The following is a 23,021-nucleotide window of genomic DNA, read 5'->3' as shown; positions in this document are numbered from 1 at the left end:
ATTTATTTGTTTCATGCTGTATTTTCCCAAAAACAGAAAAAGAAAAACCTTGCTGCGGAGCGGTCGTCTCCATCTGCAAAGTTTTCTTCTTTTCCGTTTTTAATTTTCTTGGGGTTTTCGCTCGACACTTCCTAAGAAAATATCTCATTAGAAGCATCTCTCCAACGCTCAGACAAACGAAACGACCCCTTATCATAACTCACTTCCTTTTCGCAACCGCAAACTGCTGGCGGGCGGCGGCAAAATTAACCAGCCGCTTTTCCTGGCGCTTATTGCAGCCGTCAAAGGCCAGCGGGGTACACTTTTCCAGAATCCGGTCATAGATCCGTTTGTGCGCCATTTGTGCCGGATGCTCCATCTGCTCCAGGGTCAGATTAGTGGTAATGATCAGCGGTTTATTGCTCTTGTAGCGCTCATCAATAACGGTGAAGAGATTCTCCAGCGCAAAGTTTTTTTGTTGCTCAACCCCCAGATCATCAATAATCAGCAAACGATTATAATTAATCGCATCGATATACTTGTTCTTATCAAGTTCAGGAAATAATTCGTTATAGATCCTGGTGAAACTGGTCATCAGGGTCGGAATCCCCTGACTGATCAAGGCATTGGCAATGCAGGCAGCCACGTAGCTCTTGCCGGTGCCAACGTCGCCCCACAGCAGCAGGCCGCTGCCCTGGGGATAAAAATCTTCCATGAAGGTTGCCGCATAGATTTGGGCGATTGCCATGTTGTCCGGGTTGCTGCCGTCGGACTGCTCAAAGCAGCACGCCCGCAGGGCCGCATCCTGGATGCCCCGGGTTCTCATATTTTCATGATAATGCTGCCGTTCCCGAAGCTCCCGTTGTTTTTTCCGATCCTCCCATTTTAGTTTCGCACACTCACAGTTACAATTCTCCGTGCGCACATTGGGGCCAAACTGCACCACCACCTGTTTGGGCGTATGACACTTATGACAGTAGCGCAACCCGTCTTTGAGATAATCCCGGGAATCAGCGCCTTGGGACTGCTGGCAAAGACTTACAATGCTTTTTAGGCTCGTATTCATAAACTCCGTTCTCCTTTCCCGGCATAATTATAGCCGTTTGGCAAAGCGGTTTCGGAAGGCAACAATTTGCGGCTCTGGTTGAGGTAACCTTCAAATTTTGTCCCGAACAGCGTCTGCGGCCGCAGGTACTGATTCATCCTGGGATCACTGCGCCATTCGGCGCTTTTGGTATCAATGACCGCCCGGAAGTCGTCAAACCCAAAGCCTTCCTGCGCCCGGGCGCTTATCAGTCGGCTCGTTGCCACCGTTGCCGCTTTAAATTCGGTTTGACAGCTGTGATTAAGATAATCGACGACCTGACCCACCAGCGGTAAATCGACCGACTGCTCATCCTGAGTACGATTATTTTGACCATCGACCATGTTGTGATTTTTCTTTTTATCTTTATGAAGTATTGTTTGGTCTTTTATTTGTTTTATTATGTCGGTCGTTTCGACTGGCGGATCTACTGGCGTTTCGACGGTCATAAACACTGGCAGATTGACTGTATTATTTACCGGATTGATGGTTTCAAAGCTGACCATCCGGTAAGCATTGGGACTGCCCTTTTTGCCTTTGCGGTAAACAAACAGACCCTTTTCAATCAGATTATCACGGGCACGGATAAAGGTCTTTTCTGATTTACACTGGATTAACACCATCAATCTCTGGTTATCTACTGTAATCCACTCCGCCCAGCCGCAGCGGTTGAACAGCGCCACCAGCTTGTACCACAGCAATTGTGAGGTTGCAGGCAAGTAATTTGTTTCGAGCCATCGTTCGAAAGCATTAAGCTCCTTTATATAATTCATGATTGCCCATCCGGGGTCGTTTACCCCGGTCCTTTCTGGATAATTTTTCAGGTACTTGCGAAAGTACAGTCTCCGACGAGCATTTTTTGCTGATTAGCAATTTGACAGCATAAATAGCCATCAGATCCAGCGTAATCCTGATCAATGCTGCCGTCAATATTTCATTTTTGCAATTTTTATGTTTATCTTACCCTATTCGAAAGTAAAAGTCTAGTTTTTTTTGCATTTCAGCACATTTTGTGCGATTTTTCTTGCTTAAACGCAATTTAAGTGCTATGATCAACATGAAATACACTATCGAAAGAGGACAATCCCCATGGAAATGAATGAAATGATCAAAAAAAGAAGATTGGAACTGGGTCTGACCCTAAAAGATGTCGCAACCAAACTGGGCGTGGCCGAATCCACGGTGTTACGCTACGAACGAAAAGATATTCAGAATATGGGCATCGATAAAATTTTGCAGTTGGCTCAGGTGCTAAAATGCAGCCCCGCCGATCTGCTCGGCTGGGATATGAATCAACTCATCGTAGCCGAGGACAGCGAGGCAGGCATTGACGAAGAATGCGGCTGGGTAGAAGGCGGTGAAGAAACCATCAAAATTAAACTATTGGGATCGCTGCCGGCTGGCATTCCGATCGACGCCATTACCGATGCGATTGGCGATGAAGAAATTCCCGCCGCCTGGCTGGCCAATGGACAGCACTATTTTGCTTTGCGGGTTACGGATGTCAGCATGTATCCCCGTTACTTAGACGGTGACATCCTGATTGTCCGAATCACTCCGAATTGCCGCAGTGGCAGCGATGCCCTTGTTTATGCCAATGGTGCCGAGGCCGTCTTAAGACAGGTTCAGCACAACGACGACGGATCGCTGACGCTCAAAGCCTATAATCCGGAGTACGCCCCCAAAACCTATCCGGCGAACGCAACTGACGTCGCCATTCTTGGGGTGGTTGTCCAGATGAGAAGAACCTTGTTATAAAAAAAACAGCGCACAAAGAGCCGGGGATGTAACGAATATTTTTGACTTTTTCACAGGTTCCGAAACATCCCCTTGTCTAAGGCCCCGGTAACCTAGGCTGTTTTATGCGATTGAGTATCCAAATATTCAATTAAGGCGTTCTGAAACACTTTGGAAAAGTTAACCCCCTCCGCATCTGCCTGATCAGCAAGCCATGCAGGCAAGGATAGGGTTTTCTTGACAAAGCGGGTTTTCATCCGATCTCTAACTGTTGGCATAAAAACGTCTATTAAAATCGGGATATCGCCCTTTTTAAGATGAATTTTTTCAAGTGGGGTAGGATTTGGAATTTCGTCGCCGTCTTGTTCCATTCCAAAGAGATGTAAGCCCATGGCTTCTTTGGCATTTTTGATGGCTTCATCGGTGGTATCGGCACAAGGCAGACATCCGGGCAAATCAGGGAATTCGATTGAAATGCCGTCGTCAGCATAGTTGAATACAGCAATAAATTCATAACGTTTTTTCATTTTGTTTACCTCCGTAATAAATTTAAATAAGGAGGGGGCTATTTGAATTCGACCCCGGATTGATTGGAAATACTTTTTAAGGTTTTGAGCGGCATGTCTTTTTTCGGATGGGTTACTGTGACTTTACCCGGTTTAGTTTTATGCTTGAATTGGTGATGATCACCATCGCAACCAACTTCAAACCATCCATCAGCCTTGAGTATCTTAATCACTTCCCTCGATGAATAACTCTTCATGCTTACACTTATATTGTAATACGCAATTTATTACGTGTCAATATCGTATGTAATTTATTGCGTATTACTTCCCATCACTTTTAAATTTTCTCATATCAATTATAACACTTCATGTGCCTAATATTAGCACCAACAGCTTATTTTTTTTATGATTATGATCAAAAAAGAAAAACTTTGCAGCGGAGTCATCGACTCCATCTGCAAAGTTTTTTTCTTAACCTTCTGTTATTTTAAGGGATTCTTTATAACTGCTTTTATTCATAATAAATCTCATCAATCGCACAGCCAGCCGGAACGATCGGGTAAACCCCTTCTTCGTTGGAAATCTTGACATGAACCAGTAGTGGTCCGGGCTGATCTTTGATCGCTTCTAGGGTTTCTTCCAGTTCAGCCATATTCGTAACCTTATAGCCGGGGATGCCGCTGGCAGCCGCCAACATGATGTAGTCGGTACATTGGACAATATCGGTTTGGGCATAGCGCTTGTCACTAAAGAGCTTCTGCCATTGTCTTACCATCCCCAGAGATTCGTTGTCAAAGAGGAAGATTTTTAAGGGGATCTGGTACTTGCTAACGGTAATCAGTTCCTGACAGTTCATTCTAAAACTACCATCACCGGCAATTAGCAGGACATCGTCATCGGGATTGGCCAGTTTGACTCCCATCGACGCTCCCAGACCGTAGCCCATCGTACCTAAACCGCCGGAGGTAATAAACTGGGCTGGCCGCTTGACATTCCAGTATTGACCCACCCACATCTGATGTTGCCCAACCTCAGTAACCACAAAGGCTTCCGGGTAAGCGGCGTTAATGGTGTTGAGAATACTCTTGGGATGGTAATCGCCTTTATCCGGGCAGGGGATGATCCAGTTCCTGATTTTTTCGTACCATTCCGGGTAAGCTTTTTCTTGGATGTCCTGGGTCAATAGCGGCAGCACATCTTTGATGTTGCCCTGAATCTGAATTTCAGCGGGAATATTTTTGGCAAATTCGGTGGGGTCGACATCAATGTGGATGATCGTTTTATTGCGAACAAAGGCATCGCAATTGCCGGTGACCCGATCACTAAAGCGGGCGCCGATGGCAATCAGCAAATCGGAATTGATAACGGCCAGATTGGTTTCCTGAAAGCCGTGCATCCCGACCATCCCCAGGGACAGCCGATGATCTCGGGGAATCCCGCCTAATCCCATTAAGGAGTTAGCCACCGGGATTCCGGCTTTTTCGGCAAAGGCCAGCAATTCTTCATGCGCCTTTGATTTAAGCACTCCACCGCCAGCATAGATAACCGGGCGCTCGGCGGCATTAATGGCCGTAACTGCTTCTAATATTTTTGATTCCTTGATATCCGGATAGATCTGGCGTAGTTTAGGAATAAACATTTTCTGGTACTCGCTTTTGGCCAGGAAGATATCCTTGGGAATATCGATTACAACTGGGCCGGGTCGACCAGATTTGGCGATCACAAAGGCCTCTCGAATGGTGTCGGCCAGATCCTTCACATCGGTGACCAGGTAATTGTGCTTGGTAATCTGCATCGTCACGCTGGTGATGTCAATTTCCTGGAAGGAATCCTTGCCCAGCAAAGGCGAAGCAACCTGTCCGGTGATGACAACCAGCGGCACAGAGTCCAGATAGGCATTGGCAATTCCGGTGATGGCATTGGTAGCGCCCGGTCCGGAGGTGGTAATCGCAACCCCCACCGTATCGCTGGTTCTGGCATAGCCATCAGCGGCATGGACACCATTTTGTTCGTGACAGGGGCCAATTTCGGTTATCCCATGATCAAGCCGATAAAAGGCGTCAAATAATGGAATCACGACCCCGCCGGGGAATGAAAAGACATGTTTGATACCCTGTTCTTCGAGACATCGGACGGTGATTTCTGAGCCTAATAATAATTCTTTGTTATTCAAATTTTCACTTCCTTTCTGCTAGTGGTATGGTTGTAGGTGAAGGCATGCCACCTGTTAACGTTTATTTGAGCATGACGTTTACGGGCGGTTGATAACCGCCCCTACGAACCAGGATTTATGTTCTTGTTCTTAATTCTAAATATTTTTAATAATTTTGTTTGTCGGGACGGATAGTACCGGCTCCTTGAACCATTTTTTTATTTTTCAAAGACAGCGCCAGTCGAAGCTGAGGTCACCAGTCTGGCGTAGCGGGACAGATAGCCGGTCTTAATTTTTGGTTCGATCGGCACCCAGGCAGCTTTTCGCTCTGCCAATACGGCATCGTCTACTTCTACAGCAATCGAGCGGTTGACGATATCGATGGCAATGATATCGCCTTCTTCAATCAGGCCGATGGTTCCGCCAGCGGCTGCTTCTGGGGAAACGTGGCCGATACAGGCGCCCCGGGTCGCTCCCGAAAAACGACCATCGGTAATTAAAGCGACATCTTTATCGAGTCCCATGCCTGCAATAGCCGAGGTTGGGAAAAGCATTTCCCGCATTCCCGGGCCGCCTTTAGGGCCTTCATAACGGATGATGACCACATCGCCGGCGACAATTTTGCCGCCCTTAATCGCCGCGGTGGCTTCTTCTTCGGAGTTAAACACCCGCGCCGGACCTTGATGTTTTAACATCTCCGGTGCTACCGCTCCTTGTTTGACCACCCCGCCGTCTGGAGCCAGGTTGCCAAAAAGCACGGCCAGACCGCCGGTTTGACTATAGGGATTATCAAGAGGTCGGATCACTTCGGGATTCTTATTAAAAACCCCGTTTAAGTTTTCAGCAATGGTTTTACCGGTAACCGTCATTAAACTGGTGTCAATCAAATTGGCATCTGCGAGAATCTTCATGAGTGTCTGAATCCCGCCGGCATAGTAGAGGTCTTCCAGATGGTGGTTTCCGGCTGGTGCCAGCTTACATAGATGGGGAGTCTTTGCTGAAATCTGATTCACTTCTTTTAAGTCGATAATCACGCCAGCCTCGTTGGCAATCGCTGGCAGATGCAGGATACTATTAGTCGAACAACCCAGTGCCATATCACAGGCCAGGGCATTTTTAAAGTTTGCATCGGTCATGATATCGCGGGGTTTGATATCCCGTTTCCACATTTCCATCACCTGAATCCCGGCTTTTTTAGCCAGTCGCACCCGTTCGGCAAAAACCGCCGGAATGGTGCCATTGCCAGGCAAACCCATACCCAGAACCTCGGTTAGACAGTTCATGCTATTAGCGGTGAACATCCCCGAACACGAACCACAACCAGGACAAACCGAGTCTTCAAAGGACTTAAGCTCTTGTTCATCAATTTTGCCAGCATTGAAAGCGCCGACCGCTTCAAAGGCGGTATTCAAATCGGTATCTTTTTGACCGACCGCTTTACCGGTGAGCATCGGCCCACCACTAACTACCACGGCGGGGATATTGAGTCGGGCAGCAGCCATCAGCATACCGGGGACAACCTTATCGCAGTTGGGAATCAAAACCAGCGCATCAAGGGCATGAGCGGTGGCCATGATTTCAATCGAATCAGCAATCAGTTCCCGGGAAGCCAGGGAATACTTCATCCCGACGTGACCCATGGCGATCCCATCACAAACCCCAATGGCCGGAAATTCGATCGGGGTTCCCCCAGCCATCCGGACGCCTTCTTTAACGGCTTTGGTAATGGTATTTAAATGAATATGTCCGGGAATAATTTCATTAAAGGAATTGACCACCCCAATTAAGGGCTGCTCCAGTTCTTCGTCGATATAACCCATGGCCTTGAATAAAGAACGCTGGGGAGTTGTTTCAACGCCTTTTTTTACACGATCACTTTTCATTTGATATCCTTTCTTTGGTGGCTTTTATCCAGCGGTTCGGTTTGCGGCGGGTAATACCCGCCCCTACCAACCTATAATTAGGTAGCCGTTCTTAATTTTAGCTATTCTGTATTTTTTGTTGGGCAGGCAATACCGTCCCACGAAACGATAATCTGCTGACTGTTCAGATTTTACAGGTTTTCGATAATTTTCTGGCCCATTTCAAGGGTGCCGACCAAAGTCATTCCGGCTGAGAAAATGTCACCAGTGCGGTAGCCTTGAGCCAGGGTTTTTTGAACAGCAGCTTCAATGGCATCGGCTTCGGCAATCAGATCCAGGGAGTAGCGCAGCATCATCGCCACCGATACAATGGTAGCAATCGGGTTGGCTTTGTTCTGGTTGGCAATATCCGGGGCGGAACCGTGGATCGGTTCAAACATCCCAAATTTACCGTCGGCCATACTGGCTGATGGCAGCATTCCGATCGAACCGGTGATCATACTGGCTTCATCGGATAAGATATCGCCAAAGAGGTTACCGGTAACGATAACGTCAAACTGTTTGGGGTTGATGACCAGTTGCATGGCAGCGTTATCGACATATAAATGGTTTAGTTCAACCTCAGGATAATCTTTAGCCACCTCTTCGACACAGCTTCGCCAGAAACGGGAAACTTCGAGGACATTGGCTTTATCGACATTGGTCACTTTTTTATTGCGCTTCATCGCGATATCAAAGGCTTTTTTAGCAATCCGCAGCACTTCCGGACGGGTGTATTTCATGATATCCCAGGCAGCAAAATCGCCATCGCGGCCTTTTTCGCCGAAATAAACATCCCCGGTCAGCTCCCGTACCACCATAATATCCAGGCCATCACCGATGATTTCTGGTTTTAAGGGACAGGCGGCTTTCAATTCTTCATATAGAATCGCTGGTCTCAGGTTAGCATAAAGACCGAGGCTTTTTCTTAAACCCAGCAAACCGGCTTCCGGACGTTTATCACCAGGCAGATTATCCCATTTTGGTCCGCCCAGGGCACCCAGTAAGACAGCATCACTGGCCAGACAGATATCCACGGTTTCCTGCGGTAACGGGGTGTCACAGGCATCAATCGCGGCTCCCCCGGCTAATACTTCGGTATAATTAAAGGCATGGTCAAATTTTTCGGCAATCTTATCTAAAACCTTGATACTGGCTCCGACAATTTCAGGGCCAATTCCATCTCCGGGAATTACGGCTATTTTATAATTCATTAGTTCTCCTTGTTATGTTTCAGTATTTTTGATGGGCTGACGTTTGCGGACGGTTGATAACCGCACCTACGCTAATTTAATTTATTTATTGCTCGCGTTCCTCGTCATTTAACAACTTGTATTCGATCGAGTCGATCAGGGCAATTAGACTGGCTTCGATGATATCAGTGGAAACCCCGACGTTGGTCCAGATATCCAAGCCGTCGGAGCTTTCAATCAGCACCCGAACCTTGGAAGCGGTAGCTGACTTGGAATCGATGACGCGGACCTTAAAGTCGGTCAGGCGGACTTCGCTGATCTTGGGATAAAAGACTTCCAGCGCTTTTCTGAGCGCCTTATCGAGGGCATTGACCGGGCCATCACCTTCCGCGGCATTGATTTCTGATTGACCACCGACATTGATTTTAACCACGGCTGAAGAACTTAGGGCATCCCTGGTATGGGGTTGTTCGCCAATGGTTTTAAAATCTTCTAGCGTAAAGAAGGGCTTGTGCAAGCCTAACTCCTTACGAATCAGCAGTTTGACACTGCTTTCGGCACCTTCAAACTGATAGCCCTGGTATTCCAACTCTTTAATCCGATCCATCACCCGGGTGGTTTCTTCGGATTTCTTGGTCAGGCTTGGGTCGACCTCATTCATCAGCTGAATAATGGTACTACGGCCGGAAACCTCGGACATTAAAATTCGTCGTTCATTTCCGACTGCCTCCGGTGAAACGTGTTCAAAGGAGGCCGGGTTTTTCATCACGGCATCAATGTGCATGCCCCCCTTATGGGCAAAGGCTGATTTTCCGACAAAGGGTTCCCGTCCAGTGAGGGCATAGTTGGAAATCTCGGCAATTCGAATTGCTGAGGATGTCAACTTGGCAAGCTCCTTATCAGCCAGACAGCGGAAGCCCATTTTTAACTGTAGATTGGGAATAATGGTCGCCAAATTGGCATTTCCACAGCGTTCGCCATAACCCAGGAAGGTGCCCTGAACCTGACGAGCCCCGGCGTGAACAGCCATCAGTGAATTGGCCACCGCCAGACCGCTGTCGTTATGGCAATGAATCCCCAGCGGAATTCGCAATTTCTTTTTCACATCGGTGACGATTTGGTCAATCTCATGGGTCAAAGTACCGCCGTTGGTATCGCAGAGAGCCAGACAATCAGCTCCCCCCTGCTGGGCTGCCAGCAGCGCCTCAATGGCATAGGCCGGATCATTCTTATAACCATCAAAGAAGTGCTCGGCATCAAAGGTCACATCTTTGCCCTGGGCTTTAAGGTAAGCCATCGTTTCTTCGATCATTTTCAGGTTTTCGGCCAGGGTTGTTTTGATAATATCGGTGATGTGGAAGGTCCAACTTTTACCAAAGATGGCTACTCCCGGGGTTTCTGTTTCCAAAATTGCTTTTAAGTTGGCATCATCCTCAACGGCAATCCCACCCCGCCGGGTGCTACCAAAGGCGACCAGCTTGGCATGTTTTAACTGAATGCCCTTAATCCGATTAAAAAACTCAATATCTTTGGGATTGGAGCCGGGGTTACCAGCTTCAATATAATCAATCCCGATTTTATCGAGGGTTTCGACCACCCGGATTTTGTCTTCAACTGAGAAGGAAATTCCCTCGGCCTGGGCGCCATCTCTCAGGGTTGAATCAAAGACTAATATTTTTTCTGACATTTTTCTTCCCCCTTATCACGAATTTTTATTGACTTGTTCCTGGATTTCTATGCTTTGACCATCCTTTATATAAAGCATCTGGTTCACAGCGTCCACGTAGGCTTTCAAACTGGCATCGATGATGTCGGTGCTCAGTCCTCGGCCATGGTAGACATTGGTGCCGTCAGATATTTTTACCTGGGCTTCACCTTGGGCATCCGTTCCGTCAGTAACCGCGGTAACCCCGTAATCGATCAGGGTCAGCTGGCAGTCGACCAATGCGCTAATCGCTTTAAAGCCGGCACTGATTGGTCCGTCAGCCAGTGATACCCCTTCAATCAGATCGCCATTTTTCTTAAGTCTGATGGTTGCAGCGGTGGAAATGGTATTCCCGGTACTGATCACAAAACGATCCAGGGTGTAAACCTCCGGAATTGCCAATTGTTTTTGTTCAACCAGCGCCAGAATATCTTTATCGGAAATGATTTTTTTCTTATCAGCCAAAAGCTTGAACTGATTAAATAAATCCAGTACCTCATCCTCGCTTAAGCTATAACCCAGCGATATCAGTTTATCGACAAAGGCATGCTTGCCAGAGTGTTTTCCCAGCACCATCTTGGTTTCTTTTAAACCGATCGATTCCGGAGTCATAATTTCGTAGGTTTCGCGGTTGGCCATCATCCCATGCTGGTGGATGCCCGATTCATGGGCGAAGGCATTTTCGCCAACAATGGCCTTATTGGGCTGTACCCGAACTCCAGTTAACTTGGATAATAAGCGGCTGGACCGATAAATTTGGGTGGTGTCAATATTAGTTTCCACCTGGTAAACATCGTATCGAGTTTTAAGTGCCATGACAATTTCTTCCAGCGCTGCATTTCCCGCCCGTTCACCGATCCCGTTAACGGTACATTCAACCTGACCAGCACCAGCCTGGATCGCAGCCAGTGAATTGGCCACACCCAAACCCAAATCATCGTGAACATGAACCGAAATGGTGGCCTTGTCAATATTGGGGACATTGTTGCGGATACCCTCAATAAACTTAAAATATTCGCCGGGAGTGGTATAACCGACCGTGTCCGGAACGTTAACAATGGTAACCCCTTGATTAATAACCCCTTCCAACACCCGGTATAAAAATTCTGGCCGGGTTCGAGAGGCGTCTTCCGCTGAAAATTCGACCTCGCCGCAAAGATTCCTGGCAAATTTTCCCATTGCAATGGCTTTTTCCAGCACCGCTTCTGGTGACATCCGCAGCTTGTACTCCATGTGAATATCCGAGGTTGCTAAAAAGTAATGAATGCGCGGGTTAACCGCGCCTTTTAAGGCTTCATAGGCGGTACTGATGTCCTTTTCGGTACTGCGGGCAAGGCTGGCGACGGTGGCATTTTTGATCTCATTGGCAACCAGTTGAACCGACTCAAAATCACCAGGAGATGCAATGGCAAATCCGGCTTCAATGACGTCAATTCTCAGGCGTTCGAGTTGTTTGGCCATCTCTAATTTTTCTTTCAGGTTCATACTACAACCCGGTGACTGTTCCCCATCTCGTAAGGTGGTATCAAATATTTTTACTATTCTGCTCATTGCATCTCCTCCTAATTATTTTGTTTTTTTTGTTTTAAAAAAAGGCAGAAGGTCTTCTGCCTTTTTTAGTGACCTACAGATAACCCAGTACCGACAATTGTTCGGTACGGTAGTTCATCAATCTCTAAATTATTTTTTAATCCAGGCCATCATGGTTCGTAATTCAGCGCCAACTTTTTCAACCTGAGTTTCAGTTTCAATCCGTCTGACCGCATTGAAGTATGGTCGGTTCGCCTGGTTTTCAAGGATCCAGTTGCGGGCAAAGGTACCATCTTGGATATCATTAAGAACACCCTTCATCGCTTTTTTGGTGTCTTCAGTGATGATTTTGCTACCCGTGATGTAGTCGCCATATTCAGCAGTGTCACTGATTGAATAACGCATGTAGCCCAGTCCACCCTGAACGACTAAATCGATGATCAGTTTCATTTCGTGGACACATTCAAAGTATGCGCTTTCTGGTTGGTATCCGGCTTCAACCAGGGTATCAAAACCAGCTTTCATCAGCGCTGTTACCCCGCCGCAAAGAACCGCTTGTTCTCCAAAAAGGTCAGTCTCGGTTTCTTCTTTGAAGGTCGTTTCAAGGATACCGGCACGGCCGCCGCCGATTCCGGAAGCATAGGCTAGACCCAGATCATGGGTATTGCCTGATGGATCCTGGTATACAGCAATCAGACAAGGAACCCCTCGGCCTTCCTGATATTGGCTTCTGACGGTGTGTCCTGGTCCCTTTGGTGCAATCATAAAGACATTGACATCAGCTGGGGGAATGATCTGACCGTAGTGAATGTTAAAACCATGAGCAAAAACAAGGCTGTTACCTGCTTCAAGGTTTGGTAAAATGCTTTCTTTGTAGATCGCTGCCTGTTTTTCATCGGGAAGCAGAATCATCACGATATCGGCTGCTTTTGTGGCATCGGCGGCGGTCATAACTTTGAGTCCCGCTGCTTCTGCGATAGGCCATGATTTGCTGCCTTCATAAAGACCAACAATAACATTGACACCTGATTCTTTCAGATTCAGGGCATGGGCATGCCCCTGACTACCATATCCAATAATTGCAACTGTTTTTCCATCGAGTAACCCCAGATTACAATCTGCGTCATAAAATAATTTTGCCATTTTTTAATTTCCTCCTTGAAATGTTTTAATAATTTAATTTTCTAATTATATAAATTCACTTGATGTGACCATTATATACGCTCTTTACCTTATATATACCTAAAAAAATCCGCCTCTGTATAAAAACAGAGGCGGATATCAGTATCCACGGTACCACTCTAAAATTTGAAATAATCTCACGATTATTTCCTCTTCTGGTCTGAACGCGAGGCGAACCTAACCATAGTCATTTAACGTTGACATCCCGGATGGGATCACGGCCTTCCCTACTAATTGGGTAAATTTTCAGGTTGGCAGCTCGCAAGTGAGTATTACATACCATCGTATTATTGGAATCACACCATCCTCCAACTCTCTTAAATACAATCTTTGGTATCTTTCTCTTGGTCATAGCAGTTGTTTTATTTGATTGTTCTTAATTATTATTCTTAATTATTTTTTTATTACTTGCTTTAGTATTTGAGTCATTATATCTATTTATTTCACCTTTGTCAATCACAAAATAGCAAAGAAATGATGATATCGGTTTCTAGTTTGAAGCCTTATAAAAACAGCCCTTAAACCTCGATAATGTCGTATTCCTTATTGCCCAAACCGAGCCTTACGGCGTGATCCACGCAGACCTTCCAGTTTGTATCGGGGTGAACCAGGGTGAACACATCGAGCTTTGACAAATCCTGAACTTCATTTTCGATGATCCGTTCCTCGGCACAGCTGCCCCGCAGAATCCGGGCATTGTTGCAGGCATCCGCGCAGGCCATATCCAGCGCCACCGGATCGATCGAGGCAAAAATTCCGACATCCTGAATAATCGGCAGATCGTTTTCGACGTGACAGTCACAGTTAGGTGACACATCGATCACAAAGCTGATATGGAAATGGGGACGGCCGTCGACCACAGCCTTGGTGTACTCGGCGATTTTTTTATTGAGGATATCATTGCTTTCATCATATTTAGGGGAGATGGCATCAAAGGGACAGACCCCAATACAGCGACCACAGCCCACGCAGATATCGGGGTTGATGCTGGCCTTACCATCCTCTTGCCGATATGCAATAGCCGTAACAGCACAAATCTTACCACACATTTCACAACTGCGGCACTTCTTTTCTTTAACAAAGGGTTTGCTATTGGAATGCATTTCCATTTTCCCGCGCCGCGAACCGCAGCCCATCCCGATGTTTTTCAGGACACCACCAAAGCCGGTATTTTCATGCCCTTTAAAATGGGTCATCGAAATAAAAACATCGGCATCCATAACAGCCCGGCCAATTTTTGCAGAAGTGATACATTCGCCGCCGGTAAGTGGCACTTCAATGTCATCGGTTCCTTTTAAGCCATCGCCAATAATCACATGACAACCGGTGACAAAGGGGTTGTAACCATTTTCGTAGGCTGCATCGAGGTGCTCCAGGGCATCTTTTCGTCGGCCCACATAAAGGGTATTGCAATCGGTGAGAAAGGGCTTGCCGCCTTTTTCCTTAACCATATCGACAATCACTTTGGAATAATTTGGTCTGAGATAGGCCAGATTCCCCGGTTCGCCGAGATGAATCTTAATGGCCGCAAATTTGTTTTCAAAATCGATGTCGGTCATGCCTGCGGCAGTGACCAGTTTTTCCAGCTTTTTTAGAATATTATTGGAACCGGTTGTCCGTAAGGTTGTAAAATACACCTTTGATTTGTTACTCATCTTCGTTTCTCCTTTTCTTAAAAAAATCTATTAGTAATTCTTCGCATGCTTGTTCGCAAATTCCAGCGTAAATTTCCATCTGTTTGGGGAGCATTGGATGTTGCCCCAGCCGGGCTGTCGATTCGACGCCGCCGAACTTTTTTTCGGTGGCACCGTAAACCAGCACCGGAATCCGCGCCTGGATTATCGCTCCCATACACATGACACAGGGTTCGGCGGTGACATACAATTGACAATCATTCAGCCGCCAGCGTCCTAGTTTTTTTGCGGCCGCTCGGATTACCAGGATTTCGGCATGAGCCGTGGGGTCTGCCAGGCTTTCTTTCTGATTATGGGCCCGGGCAATGATGTTACCATCGCAAACGATGATGGCACCAATTGGTACTTCTCCCTTTGATTCGCCCAGCCTGGCCATTTCGATGGCCAAAGCCATCATCTTCTGGCGGTTGTTATTTCTTTTGATAAGGTCATACCTCCTGTTGCTCCGTAATGGTGGTTGCTTGTAACCACTATCAATTGTTAAACAGCGATCTTTGCGGGCGGTTGATAACCGCCCGGACTAACTGTCGCAGGCATTGGTGTTTAACTTGTACAAAAACGTCATCCATGATCCTGTAGGGGCGGCTAGTAGCTGCCCGCAAGCGTTAATCTTATGCTAATAGTAGCTCATAAACCATAATTCACAAAATCAGAAGCAAAAGACTGGTCTAAAGATCAATTCCCAGCCCCATTGTCGATAACCAGTTCGAGGATTATTGGGCGACTGCTTTTGTCCCGGTTGAGGATTTGGCAGCGGTTGTGGTGCGGTTCCTGATCTCACATTAGGGGTATTGATGGCCGCCATAAAACGGTCATGGCCGGCATTCTCCAGATAAGAGATAAAGGCTTCATCACAGGCTGAATACTCATTGATGATCGCGGCGTCTTGTAAACTCGGGTAGTCGCTACTGGTGGCCAGATAGTTATTGCAGGCAATCGTGTAACTTCGCGTGGGATCCAGATCAACGCCAGCAACCTGAGCTAAAAAGACCCGCTCGCCTATCGGTTTGGCTAAATCATAGTGGGCGGTGATGCCGCTCCATTGCAGATAGCTACCACTATTATTGGGCCAGGAGTTGTCATTTTTTTCGTTAGCAATCTGGTTATTAACGCCGATTTCAATACTGGTTTCCAGCATTTTTTTAAGATCAGCACCAGAAACTGACTTGGTCACCAGATAATTACCAAAGGGCAGCACGTCAATAACCTGACCCTTGTTAATCTCCCCAGCGGGAATCAGCGCCCGGATGCCCCCGGCATTTTCAGCAGCAATATCAGCCCCGGTAACAAAGCGATAACTGTCAGACAGAGCTCTGCCCAGGTTCAGTTCACCAAGCCGGACATCCTGCCAGATATTATCAGTGCTGCCGCCCAGTTTTACTGGGGTGTTACCGACCACCTGTTTTTTAATCGGGTCTTGCCGGGCTTCGATTTCGGCCGTTAGAGCCGCCACGCTCGGATCGGCCGGAACGATCTCATCGGTCGCCTGAGCCACACTTGTCAGGCTGGCGTTTTTATCAAAAATGGTATAGCTGGCCTCTTCGGGATCAGGCTGTTCAGCTGCCTTATTTAGGGTGATTTCAACCTCACCGACCGCACTAAAATAAGCGCCGGTTTGAACAATCAGGGTGCCATTGACTTCCCGGTTTTCGACATCATGGGTGTGGCCATCGACGATCACATCAATTCCCGGTGCCCCCTCGGCAATGGCATCACTGCGCATTAAGATTCCGTTATCGGAATCCCCGATGTGGGTCAGGGCAACAATTATATCACAACCTTGGGCATTAAGTGTCGCCACCTTCTGCTTAGCACTGTTAATCACCGATTCATGGGTACCAAAGCTCAGGCCGGCCACATTGGCCGGGGCTGTATCCGAATAAATATCCGGGCTGATCAGTCCAAAGACACCAATTTTAATCACTTGACCAGCGACCGCTATTTCTTTGATTAAATAGTCGTCGCTAAAGAAGGGCTTCCCCGAGTCGCTGTAGGTCACGTTATTACCGAGAATTTTGGTATTAGCCATGCTAGCCAGTTCCAGCAGTCGGGCGCTGCCATAATTAAAATCGTGATTTCCCGGCGCCATCGCATCATAGCCCACTGCCGCCATCAACTGCGCAATCGAGCCACCGCTTTCAATGGTAGCAAAGGACTGTCCATGAAAAATATCGCCAGCATCGACAACAAGATCGGGACTTTTCTGATTGATGATGGTTTTTAGTTTGGCAAAGCCAAGGGTATTGTTTTGGCTACTATAGCTGTAACGGGAATGAATATCATTGGTGTGGATGATCCTCAGGGTAATGGTCTGATCATCATTGACGGTTGCTGCCAAGGCTGTTGTTACCCAACATCCAGATACCATCACTAATAGCAACACCAATGCCAGGACCTTATTAATTTTTTTCATCACAACTCCTTTTTTAAGCTTGTTGGGATTTTTGTCTTAATTATATATTCTTTTACCGGGATGTCAAAGTAATAAATTCAATTTGCAACAGTAATAATTTTAAAAAAAACTGCTTCAGGACTTACCCGAAGCAGTTAGATATTTGTTTGATTTGATCTTTGTTTTAATTTGATCTTTGTTTTGATTTGATATTTGTACTTATCAGTCTAAAAACGTGGTTTATTGCAGCGCCGGCTTACCGGCATATCGGAGTAGCGCCTTGCAGACAGCGGTGGTCAGAATCCCCGCGACAATCGCTTCTGGAATACCATTAATGGCAATCACGGAAAGAATCACTCCGTAGAGGGTCGAAACAGCCACATCTTTAACTTCAGCATAACTTTGTCCAAAAAACAGATAGATAAAATTCATGACCAACAGGGTGTTGGTCAATGATCCCGCAACGCCAGCAAAGCCCAGCGCCAAGACGTCATTATTTTTTACTTTTTTGATTCCCCGATAGACATAATGAGGTACCACACCGACTAGAATTCTAGGGACAAAACAGATCACCAGACTCCAGAAATTACCGGAATAGGTTCCCAGCGAATAAAACGGGGTGAAAACAAAGGATGTCACGGTGGGATTAAAGGTATTGTTGATTAAACTGGTCAGCCCAAAAACAAATCCCAAAAAGGCACCATAAAGTGGTCCTAAGATAATACTGCCAATAATGACGGGGATGTGAATAATCGTGGCTCGGGTGAATCCCAAGGGGATATAGCCGAGAAAGGGTGTAACTGCCAATAAGACGATAATCGCCACAAAAAAGGATAGTTTGACCAAATCGTTGGTCTTTGGATTTTTCATTTTTACCTCCCGCTATCGTTCCAGTCATGCCGGATACAATGCATCTATATTTTAACGCCTTTTTTATTTAATTTCAATAAAAATTTATTTTTTATGCTGCGTTTATAAAAAGATAAACTGAGTACCGACAATTGTTACATCATGTTGTTCGCATCGGGGCGAACATGGCGATAGCCTGTCCGAACCCGCAGCGAACAACAGATTAACAATTGATCGGTACGGTAGCAACCAACTATCTAAATACAATAAAAACTTATATTTACTCCTGGCCACCAGATTTGGTATAATGATTATGAAAATAAATGAAAACAGTTGGAAAAGGATAGCCGATGAAAAATCTACTTAAAAATAAAACCGTTGTTCTGGGGATTACCGGAAGCATCGCCGCTTATAAAATGGCCAATGTAGCCAGTAGTCTAACTAAAATGGGTTGTGATGTTCAGGTTATTATGACCAAAAACGCCCAGGAATTTATCGCCCCCCTGGTCTTTGAGAGTTTAACTGGCAACAAGTGTATTGTTGACACCTTTGACCGCAATATTTCTTACGATGTGGCCCATATCAGCCTGGCCAAACGAGCCGACCTTTTTTTTGTGGCACCGGCTTCAGCCAACGTGATCGGGAAAATCAATGCCGGGATTGCCGATGATATGCTCACCACCACGATTATGGCCTGTCATTGTCCCAAACTGATTGCCCCGGCCATGAATACCGCCATGTACGAAAACCCGATTGTCCAAAATAATTTAAAAAGCTTGAAAAAGCTGGGTTATAAGGTCATCGATCCGGCGGTCGGCGTGTTGGCCTGCAAGGACATCGGCGCCGGAAAGCTTCCGGATGAAGAACTGCTAATCAATCATATCCTTCGGGAAATTGCCTTTTTTCATGATCTCAAGGGAAAAAAGATCTTGATTACTGCCGGCCCCACCTGTGAGGCAATCGATCCAGTACGCTACATTACCAATCATTCCAGCGGCAAAATGGGTTATGCGCTAGCTCAAGCCGCAATGCTCCGGGGTGCTGATGTCACCCTGATCAGCGGCAAAACGGCGCTCACCCCACCGGCCTTTGTCAATTTTGTTCCGGTTGTGACTGCCAGTGAGATGTGCTCTCAGGTGATGGATCATTTTGAACCAACCGACATTGTCATTAAGGCCGCCGCCGTTGCCGATTTCAAGCCAGCAACGGTGGCTACCGAAAAAATTAAAAAACGCGATGGACGGCCTGTGATTAACCTGACACCGACAATTGATATTTTAAAAACAATTGGCGAAAAGAAGCGTTCTGATCAATTTGTTTGCGGCTTTTCGATGGAAACTGAAAATATGATCGACAATACCCGGGAAAAGCTTTATATTAAGAATGCAAATATGATGGTGGCCAATAATTTAAAGGAAAAAGGTGCCGGTTTTAACACCCCTACCAATCGGGTGACCATTATTACCCTTGAAAAAACCGAAGCGCTTCCCCTATTATCCAAGGATGCGGTGGCACACCGGGTTCTTGATGCCATCCTGGATGAACTGTAATGACTGTTACCCAACTCAGTCATGTGGCCATGGAAATGGGGGTGATCCTCCTTTCCAACGGCGCTGAAACCTACCGGGTGGAAGAATCGATGCACCGAATCTGTATTGCCCTTGGTGCCAAAGAGGCAGAAATTTTCGTTGTTCCAACCACCATCATCATCTCAGTCACCTTAGAAGGCGAGGTTCCGCTAACTCGAACCCGGCGGATTCACACGCGTCAAATCGATTTGACCAAGGTATCTGAAATTAATCATCTATCCCGGCATATCTGTTATGAACCGACTAACTATAAAGACCTGCTGTCAGAAATTAGCCGCATCGATACCATCCCCTCTTATCCTTACTATCTGCATGTATTGGCTTTCGCCTTTATTTCCCAGATGTTCACGCTTTTTTTTGGGGGTAGTTTTATCGACAGCTGTGTCGGATTTATCATTGGGGTGGGTATAAAATTACAAATGGATACCATGCGTCGATTTCAGGCTAATGTATTTTTCACTCATATTGTCGGCGGTCTGATTGCCTCGACCGTTTCTGTAATTGCCTTGAGACTGGGGCTGACCACCAATATGGATACCATTATTATCGGCTCCATTATGACCCTGGTGCCCGGCCTGGCGATCACCAATTCAATCCGCGACATCATCGCCGGAGACTATCTTTCCGGCTTGGCCAAGGGCGTTGAGGCACTGCTAATTGGTGCTGCCATTGCTGCTGGGGTAGCGGTGCCCTTAAGTCTATTGCGACCATTCTGGGGAGGTTGAAGCGATGAATTATATTACTCCCTGTATCTATGCCTTTGGTGCCTCGCTGGCCTTTGCGATTGTCTTTAACATTCCCCGTAACAAGCTGCTCCTTGCTGCCCTCGGCGGGATGCTGGGACAGCTGATTTACGTGATTTTTCAACTGCTGATTAGCAATGATGTCCTCCCGTATCTGATGGCCACCATCGCAATCTCCCTTTATGCCGAGGTGTTAGCACGCTTAACCAAGTCACCGACCACTATTTATCTGGCGGTAGCCCTGATTCCGCTGGTTCCGGGCGGCGGCATCTACTATACGATGCTTTATTTTATCAACGGCGAGATTGATCTTGGTATCTCTACCGGCATTCATACCCTGCTGATTTCTGGAGCACTGGCAGTGGGCATTATCATGGTCTCCTCGACCGTTAATCTGGTTCGTAAGGTGATGCTAAAAGGTCGATCAAAGATAGGAAAGAAATTAAAATATGGAAAGAAAACTTAAACTGTTTTTTATTTTTATTTTGCTGGCTGGTTTGATTGTCACGAGTTGGGGTTGTTCCCCAAAAAAAAACGAGGATAATTCCGAAATGGCTGCTTATCAAACACTGGCATCAGCCCCGCTGACACCGGTTGCCCCACTCTCCCGGCAAACCCTGGATTGTCAGGCCTTTATCGACAACCAGCTGACCTCTGCCTATGGTGGTATTTATACCAATTATCAGAACACTGCCCAAACCGGAGAGCTATCCACCGGACATGAAATACTTTCTGAATCGATGGGGCTGTTATTGGAGTATGCCCGCTTGACCGGAGATCAACACCTTTTTGATCAAACTGCTGACTATATTCATGATTATCTGCTCATTGATAATATTTTATTGTGGCGAATCCTAGAAAAAAGCGACCCGATTACCGATGTTTCGGCCACCATAGACGATCTGCGGATCTACCAGACCCTGACTCTGGCAAAAAAGCAATGGCCGCTAAATGATTCTGGCAACGAAATCTTTGAAATTCTAGAAAACCAATTGCCGACCAAGGGGTTTCACAATTCTTACCTGGTCAATTACTACAGCTCTGCCCGTCCCACCGAGGATAAAACCGTCGAGATAGCCTATATTAACCTAGCGGCAATTAAAAGCCTGGCGGCGGCCAAAACTGATCTCAGCGCGGCAGTCGAAACAAATAGACAGCTCCTGTTGGGCAGCTTTATTAGCGAAACATTGCCCCTCTACCATAAAAGCTATGATCCCCAAAAGGGTAGCTATAATAACGCTGACGGAAAGATCAACATCCTCGATAGCTTAATGGTCATGCAGAATCTCGCTGAAGCGGGAGTTTATTCGCCACAATCGATCGCTTGGCTGGAAGAGCAAACCCTCAGCGGCACCCTTTATTCCTATTATGATCCCGATACCGGAATTGCTCTGGATAATCAGGAATCTTCAGCCGCCTACGGTATTGCGGCTCAGATTGGTGCGGCGCTGGGAAACGAATTTTTAACCAGTAACGCCCTGACCCAGCTTAAAAAACACCAGGTCACGGATCAACACGATCCTTTCTATGGTGGTTTCGGCTACAACAATAACGCCTATTCCTACGATAATCTGCAGGCGCTGCTTGGTCTGGTTTATAACCAGTGATCATTGGTTTTATCTGACTAAACAGCAAGAAAGTGAGTACCGATGCGAAAAATCAAAGTCATGCTTCTTTTTGGAACCCGGCCGGAGGCCATCAAAATGGCACCACTGGTGATTGCGTTAAAAAAAGATCCCCGTTTCCAGACGATAGTAACCCTGACCGCCCAACACCGCGAAATGCTGGACCAGGTGCTGGAGCTTTTTTCCATCACTGCCGATTATGATTTAAACCTGATGCAGCCCGGTCAAACCCTCTCCTACCTGACCGCCAGTATTCTCAACGCGCTAAAACCAATCCTTACCGCCGAAAGCCCCGATATGATACTGGTTCATGGCGACACTACTACCGCTTTTTCGGCAGCCCTATCGGCTTTTTATGAACAGATTCCGATTGGTCATGTCGAAGCTGGCCTGCGCACCAAAAATAAGTACTCGCCCTACCCGGAGGAAATGAACCGGACTCTGATCGGCCAACTGGGTGACCTGCATTTTTCACCCACCCTCGGTAATCGTGATAATCTGATCCGCGAAGACATCCCTAAAAGCCGAATTGTCATCACCGGCAATACCGTCATTGATGCCTTACTGATGACCGTAACCGATGACTATCATTTTGAAAACCCGATCCTCAACACGATTGACTTTAAACGCAAGCGGGTGATTTTGTTAACCTGCCATCGCCGCGAAAACATCGGCAAACCGATGGAACATATCTTTTTTGCTATGCGTGAACTAGTTTTGGCTAATCCCGATATTGAGGTGATTTTCCCGATGCATCCCAATCCGCAAATAGCCGAAATAGCCATGCCGCTTCTTTTTGATCTTGATCGGGTTCACATTCTTGCTCCCCTGGATTATGGCGAAATGTCCAACCTGATCGGCCGTGCCTATCTGGTTCTTACCGATTCCGGTGGTCTCCAGGAGGAAGCCCCGGCACTGGGTAAACCGGTGGTGGTGCTGCGCCAGGAAACTGAACGACCCGAAGCCGTCGATGCCGGCACCGTCGTCATGGGCGGTGTTGATAGTGACAACATCATTAACATCACCCAGCAGCTATTGGACGACCCCAAAGCCTACCAGGCCATGGCGCATGCCATTAACCCCTACGGTGACGGCCAAGCATCTGCGCGGATCTGCTCGGCTATCGCTGATTATTTTAAACCCTAAACCGCCAAAAAACC

General features: G+C 46.8%; 20 protein-coding genes and 1 other annotated feature. Of the genes, 6 read left to right on the top strand and 14 right to left on the bottom strand.

Annotated elements, in window-relative coordinates; translation table 11 throughout:
- Positions 1–199 precede the first annotated feature (199 nt).
- Positions 200–1,045, bottom strand: a complete 846-nt coding sequence (locus tag QZ998_RS07870; protein ID WP_296559492.1) for an ATP-binding protein — start codon at positions 1,043–1,045, stop codon at positions 200–202.
- Positions 1,042–1,836 carry a conserved phage C-terminal domain-containing protein gene (locus tag QZ998_RS07865; RefSeq protein ID WP_296559491.1) on the bottom strand — a complete coding sequence of 265 codons (795 nt, stop codon included), beginning with the start codon at positions 1,834–1,836 and terminating at the stop codon, positions 1,042–1,044. The genes QZ998_RS07870 and QZ998_RS07865 overlap by 4 nt, the downstream gene beginning before the upstream one ends.
- A gap of 316 nt (positions 1,837–2,152) precedes the next feature.
- Here QZ998_RS07865 and QZ998_RS07860 point away from each other — a divergent pair, with 316 nt between their 5' ends.
- A complete protein-coding gene (locus tag QZ998_RS07860; RefSeq protein ID WP_296559489.1) occupies positions 2,153–2,821 on the top strand; it encodes an XRE family transcriptional regulator in 669 nt (222 codons plus the stop codon).
- A gap of 92 nt (positions 2,822–2,913) precedes the next feature.
- On the opposite strand, the gene QZ998_RS07855 is transcribed toward QZ998_RS07860, so the two are convergent.
- The 12 genes from QZ998_RS07855 to QZ998_RS07800 form a co-directional block, all read right to left on the bottom strand.
- On the bottom strand, positions 2,914–3,327 hold the full coding sequence (locus QZ998_RS07855; protein WP_296559488.1) for a type II toxin-antitoxin system HicB family antitoxin: 414 nt from the start codon (positions 3,325–3,327) through the stop codon (positions 2,914–2,916).
- Between the two features lie 38 nt (positions 3,328–3,365).
- The gene (locus tag QZ998_RS07850) at positions 3,366–3,563 is read right to left on the bottom strand and encodes a type II toxin-antitoxin system HicA family toxin (protein ID WP_296559487.1); all 198 of its coding nucleotides are present in this window, start codon (positions 3,561–3,563) and stop codon (positions 3,366–3,368) included.
- Positions 3,564–3,817: 254 nt separating this feature from the next.
- Positions 3,818–5,479 carry a biosynthetic-type acetolactate synthase large subunit gene (ilvB, locus tag QZ998_RS07845; RefSeq protein ID WP_296559486.1) on the bottom strand — a complete coding sequence of 554 codons (1,662 nt, stop codon included), beginning with the start codon at positions 5,477–5,479 and terminating at the stop codon, positions 3,818–3,820.
- Positions 5,480–5,676: 197 nt separating this feature from the next.
- Positions 5,677–7,341, bottom strand: a complete 1,665-nt coding sequence (ilvD, locus tag QZ998_RS07840; RefSeq protein WP_296559485.1) for a dihydroxy-acid dehydratase — start codon at positions 7,339–7,341, stop codon at positions 5,677–5,679.
- 170 nt (positions 7,342–7,511) lie between these two features.
- On the bottom strand, positions 7,512–8,573 hold the full coding sequence (leuB, locus tag QZ998_RS07835; protein ID WP_296559484.1) for a 3-isopropylmalate dehydrogenase: 1,062 nt from the start codon (positions 8,571–8,573) through the stop codon (positions 7,512–7,514).
- Between the two features lie 85 nt (positions 8,574–8,658).
- Positions 8,659–10,239: a citramalate synthase gene (gene cimA / locus QZ998_RS07830; protein WP_296559483.1), complete on the bottom strand. Its 1,581-nt coding sequence runs from the start codon at positions 10,237–10,239 to the stop codon at positions 8,659–8,661.
- 15 nt (positions 10,240–10,254) lie between these two features.
- Positions 10,255–11,808 (bottom strand): 2-isopropylmalate synthase, encoded by a 1,554-nt coding sequence (locus QZ998_RS07825; RefSeq protein WP_296559482.1) that lies wholly within the window; start codon positions 11,806–11,808, stop codon positions 10,255–10,257.
- 129 nt (positions 11,809–11,937) lie between these two features.
- Positions 11,938–12,930 carry a ketol-acid reductoisomerase gene (gene ilvC / locus QZ998_RS07820; protein WP_296559481.1) on the bottom strand — a complete coding sequence of 331 codons (993 nt, stop codon included), beginning with the start codon at positions 12,928–12,930 and terminating at the stop codon, positions 11,938–11,940.
- Positions 12,931–13,054: 124 nt separating this feature from the next.
- Positions 13,055–13,330, bottom strand: a binding site (T-box leader).
- A gap of 157 nt (positions 13,331–13,487) precedes the next feature.
- Positions 13,488–14,624 carry a DUF362 domain-containing protein gene (locus QZ998_RS07815; RefSeq protein ID WP_296559480.1) on the bottom strand — a complete coding sequence of 379 codons (1,137 nt, stop codon included), beginning with the start codon at positions 14,622–14,624 and terminating at the stop codon, positions 13,488–13,490.
- Positions 14,617–15,060 (bottom strand): nucleoside deaminase, encoded by a 444-nt coding sequence (locus QZ998_RS07810; protein ID WP_296559478.1) that lies wholly within the window; start codon positions 15,058–15,060, stop codon positions 14,617–14,619. The genes QZ998_RS07815 and QZ998_RS07810 overlap by 8 nt, the downstream gene beginning before the upstream one ends.
- 252 nt (positions 15,061–15,312) lie before the next feature.
- Complete coding sequence (locus QZ998_RS07805; RefSeq protein WP_296559477.1) at positions 15,313–17,076, bottom strand: bifunctional UDP-sugar hydrolase/5'-nucleotidase; 1,764 nt, start codon at positions 17,074–17,076, stop codon at positions 15,313–15,315.
- A gap of 219 nt (positions 17,077–17,295) precedes the next feature.
- Positions 17,296–17,925 (bottom strand): ECF transporter S component, encoded by a 630-nt coding sequence (locus tag QZ998_RS07800; protein ID WP_296559476.1) that lies wholly within the window; start codon positions 17,923–17,925, stop codon positions 17,296–17,298.
- Between the two features lie 329 nt (positions 17,926–18,254).
- Between QZ998_RS07800 and coaBC the strand changes: the two genes are divergently transcribed.
- From coaBC to wecB, 5 genes are read left to right on the top strand one after another with little or no spacing between them, the layout of a single operon-like run.
- Entirely contained in the window at positions 18,255–19,454 is a 1,200-nt protein-coding gene (coaBC, locus tag QZ998_RS07795) for a bifunctional phosphopantothenoylcysteine decarboxylase/phosphopantothenate--cysteine ligase CoaBC (protein WP_296559475.1), read from the top strand.
- Positions 19,454–20,218: a threonine/serine exporter family protein gene (locus tag QZ998_RS07790; protein ID WP_296559474.1), complete on the top strand. Its 765-nt coding sequence runs from the start codon at positions 19,454–19,456 to the stop codon at positions 20,216–20,218. The genes coaBC and QZ998_RS07790 overlap by 1 nt, the downstream gene beginning before the upstream one ends.
- Positions 20,219–20,222: 4 nt before the next feature.
- Complete coding sequence (locus QZ998_RS07785; protein WP_296559472.1) at positions 20,223–20,702, top strand: threonine/serine exporter family protein; 480 nt, start codon at positions 20,223–20,225, stop codon at positions 20,700–20,702.
- Positions 20,686–21,843 carry a hypothetical protein gene (locus QZ998_RS07780; RefSeq protein WP_296559471.1) on the top strand — a complete coding sequence of 386 codons (1,158 nt, stop codon included), beginning with the start codon at positions 20,686–20,688 and terminating at the stop codon, positions 21,841–21,843. The genes QZ998_RS07785 and QZ998_RS07780 overlap by 17 nt, the downstream gene beginning before the upstream one ends.
- Before the next feature lie 42 nt (positions 21,844–21,885).
- A complete protein-coding gene (gene wecB / locus QZ998_RS07775; protein WP_296559470.1) occupies positions 21,886–23,007 on the top strand; it encodes a UDP-N-acetylglucosamine 2-epimerase (non-hydrolyzing) in 1,122 nt (373 codons plus the stop codon).
- The last annotated feature ends 14 nt before the right edge of the window (positions 23,008–23,021 follow it).

It is taken from the genome of uncultured Acetobacterium sp., from assembly GCF_927416815.1.
In the GTDB taxonomy this organism is placed as follows: domain Bacteria; phylum Bacillota; class Clostridia; order Eubacteriales; family Eubacteriaceae; genus Acetobacterium.
This window is presented reverse-complemented; position numbering and strand designations above follow the sequence as displayed.